Origin of the sequence: Nocardia sp. NPDC057668 (assembly GCF_042799795.1) — a bacterium.
GTDB lineage: Bacteria > Actinomycetota > Actinomycetes > Mycobacteriales > Mycobacteriaceae > Nocardia.
The window spans coordinates 1,027,180-1,029,911 of the sequence record NZ_JBHVIC010000002.1; the positions used below are offsets into that span (position 1 = coordinate 1,027,180).

The 2,732-nt window shown below is 65.3% G+C and carries 3 protein-coding genes; 1 reads left to right on the forward strand and 2 read right to left on the reverse strand.

What is annotated here, in order from left to right; genetic code table 11:
• Positions 1-169 precede the first annotated feature (169 nt).
• Positions 170-1,387, forward strand: a complete 1,218-nt coding sequence (locus ACFVBH_RS17300) for a TetR/AcrR family transcriptional regulator (RefSeq protein ID WP_379002430.1) — start codon at positions 170-172, stop codon at positions 1,385-1,387.
• A 62-nt stretch (positions 1,388-1,449) separates the two neighbouring features.
• On the opposite strand, the gene ACFVBH_RS17305 is transcribed toward ACFVBH_RS17300, so the two are convergent.
• Together ACFVBH_RS17305 and ACFVBH_RS17310 are read right to left on the reverse strand one after the other, a co-directional pair.
• Positions 1,450-1,665, reverse strand: a complete 216-nt coding sequence (locus tag ACFVBH_RS17305) for a hypothetical protein (RefSeq protein WP_354985898.1) — start codon at positions 1,663-1,665, stop codon at positions 1,450-1,452.
• A gap of 749 nt (positions 1,666-2,414) precedes the next feature.
• Positions 2,415-2,630, reverse strand: a complete 216-nt coding sequence (locus tag ACFVBH_RS17310) for an MbtH family NRPS accessory protein (RefSeq protein ID WP_354985897.1) — start codon at positions 2,628-2,630, stop codon at positions 2,415-2,417.
• Between the last annotated feature and the right edge of the window lie 102 nt (positions 2,631-2,732).

Below are 2,732 nucleotides of genomic sequence, written 5' to 3' on the forward strand. Positions count from 1 at the left end.
AGCCTAGGGGATCCGGGGGCCCGGCCGCGAAGGAAACGCTGCGAATACTCGAATCCGGCGGCTCGATTCGGGTGAGCGCCTTGGTCTTTCGCTGCCGAGCGGGCCACGGCGGAGCCGCCGGGCCGAACCCGGCAGGGCTGCAAAAGACCTGGTGACTACCATTGCCGATATGAATGTCGAGGAGCAGCGCGTTATTCGCCGCCGCCCGAAGAATCGGCGTGCCCAGATCGCCGCCACCTCGGCGGCCGCCTTCGGCTCGCTCGGCTATCACGGGGTCAGCATGGAGGACATCGCCGCACGCCTGGGGATCTCCTCCGCCGCGCTGTATCGGCACTATCCGAGCAAGTACGCGCTGTTCCGCGAGGAGTTGCTGCGGCTCGGGCAACTCACCGTCGATTCGGTCACCCCGCCGCCGGACACCGGCGAGCTGACCCCGCTCGAACGCCTGAGCGTCGTACTGGACCGGGTCATCGCCGAAACCGTCGGCAACCGCGCCACCGTCACGCTGGTGCGCTGGGAACAGCGCTACCTCGACGAGACCGATCATCGGACGCTGGCCGAGCAGTTCGCCGCGGCGCTGGCCACCCTGCGCGGGCTCATCGCCGACATCCGGCCCGATCTCGACGACGCCGACTGCGCGGTCCGGGCGGTCGCGGTCTTCAGCGTGGTCAGCAGCATCGGGGATCATCACGCCGCGCTGCCGGTGAAACCGCTGAGCGCGCTGCTGCATTCGACGGCGCTGTCCCTGGTGACCGCGGAACTGCCGCCGCCCGGCATCACCACCAGCGCGCCGCGCGCGACCGAGATTCCACAGTCGTTCAAGCACGAACTGCTGCTGAAGAAGGCGGTCGAGCTCTTCCACCAGCGGGGTTATCCGAATGTGAGCGTGGAGGACATCGCCTCGGCGGCCGATCTGTCCGCGGCCTCGGCGGTGTACCGCTACTACCGCAGCAAGGGCGATCTGCTGGCCGCGGCGTTCCGGCGCGCGGCCGATCGGGTGTCCGGCGCCATCGGCCCCGCGGTGGCCTCCTCGGCCGGGCCCGCCGAGGCGCTGACCAAACTCGTGGACCTCTACGTCGCGGGTTCCTTCGCCGAGCGCGAGCTGACCTTCGTCTACTACGCGGAGTTCGGGCACGTCTCGGCCGAGGAGCGCACCATGCTGCGCAACGTCCAGCGGCTCATCGTGGCCGAATGGGTGCGCCTGCTGGTGGCGGTCCGGCCCGAACTGTCCGACGGCGAGGCCAGGATCCTGGTGCACGCCGGATTCGGCCTGGTGGTCGATCTGGGGCGGGTCTTCGGCGACGATCAGCGAGTGTGCCCGCAGGAGCGCGTGATTCGGCTCATGGAGGTCACCCTCTTCGGCGCGGTGCCGGGCCGGCGGGCCTGAGGCCGCGGTGACGCCCGCCTGATCGGCTCGAGCCGATCAGGCGGCGCCGCGATCCGGGAAACTCAAGTGGCCGCGAGTACCGACACGGGAGTGAAGGGCGCGTAATCGCACACATGTCCATTATCCCAATCCCAGAGTGAGATCGGGTCCACGGCAACGCCGCTTTGCAGAATCAGTCGCCAACCGGCGTCCTCGCGCTGCCAGATGTCACCGTCGCGGTCCCAGTACAGACCTACGGCGCTCGGCTCGAGCATTTCGTCGTGGCTCATGCTGTTCATCCCCACTGCTCTTCCTTCCCACTTCGTAGCTAACGGCCAGCGAGTGCGCGAAGAGATACACCGCAGCGCCTACAAGCACTTTCGCGGTGGTTACAGCTCAACTACCACTTCAATATATTTGCCAATCATTCGCCCCCTAAGTAAGCGCGCTGGGCGAGTTGCACATTGTCCGAGAGTTGCGGCGATTCGCCGCAACAATTTTCGGCGACGGACGCATTGCCATGTCCGAATCGTCCGGTTACCCAGGGAAATCGGGGCGTCACCCGCCAACGAACCTAGCCGCCAGGGCGGAATGCCCTGGCGGCTGGAAGCTTTGACCCGACGGTTCGGCCCGAGCGCGGGATCGGACCGGCGCGAACGACTAGTTCGCGGGGAAGGTGATCGGCGGGATCTCGAACGTAGAGCCGGTACCCAGCATCTTCGCCAGTACGCCGAGGAAATTGTCTACAGCACTGCCGGTCATGACGAGGCCTAGACGACGGGCGGGGTCACGGGCGGGGTGCCCGGGGTGACGGACAGATCCGAGCCCGAGCTGATCAGGTGGGCGATAGCCTGCAGGAGGCTGGTGAAGCCGGCGCTTCCGAGGTCCATGTGGTTATTCCTTTACAGCACAGAGGTTCTAGAGGGGGACTGGATCAGGCCAGCTTCGGGTCGTACCCGATTTTCGAGCCCGTTCCGAGGAACGTCAGGATCTGAGCCAGCACGGCGGTGATGTCGACGCCTTCCATGACGTCTCCTTTCAATCGTTGTTATTCGGATTCCGACATCGCTTCGACGAGCGAGGCCGGCCGCATGTCGGTCCAGTGCGACTCCACGTATTCCAGGGAGTCCGCGCGCCGTGCGGGTCCGAAGGCGATGGTCCATCCGCTCGGAATGGCGGCGAAGACCGGCCACAGCGAGTGCTGGGCCTCCTCGTTCACCAAAACATAGAACTGAGCGTTCTCATCATCGAAGGGATTGCTCAACGAACTGCCTTTCTTCACCGACACAGCAAGCTGTGAAAACGATGCATTTCAGAATGTACATCAGGCGTCAGTTCGACGCACCTGAATCTTCGAACTGTGGAA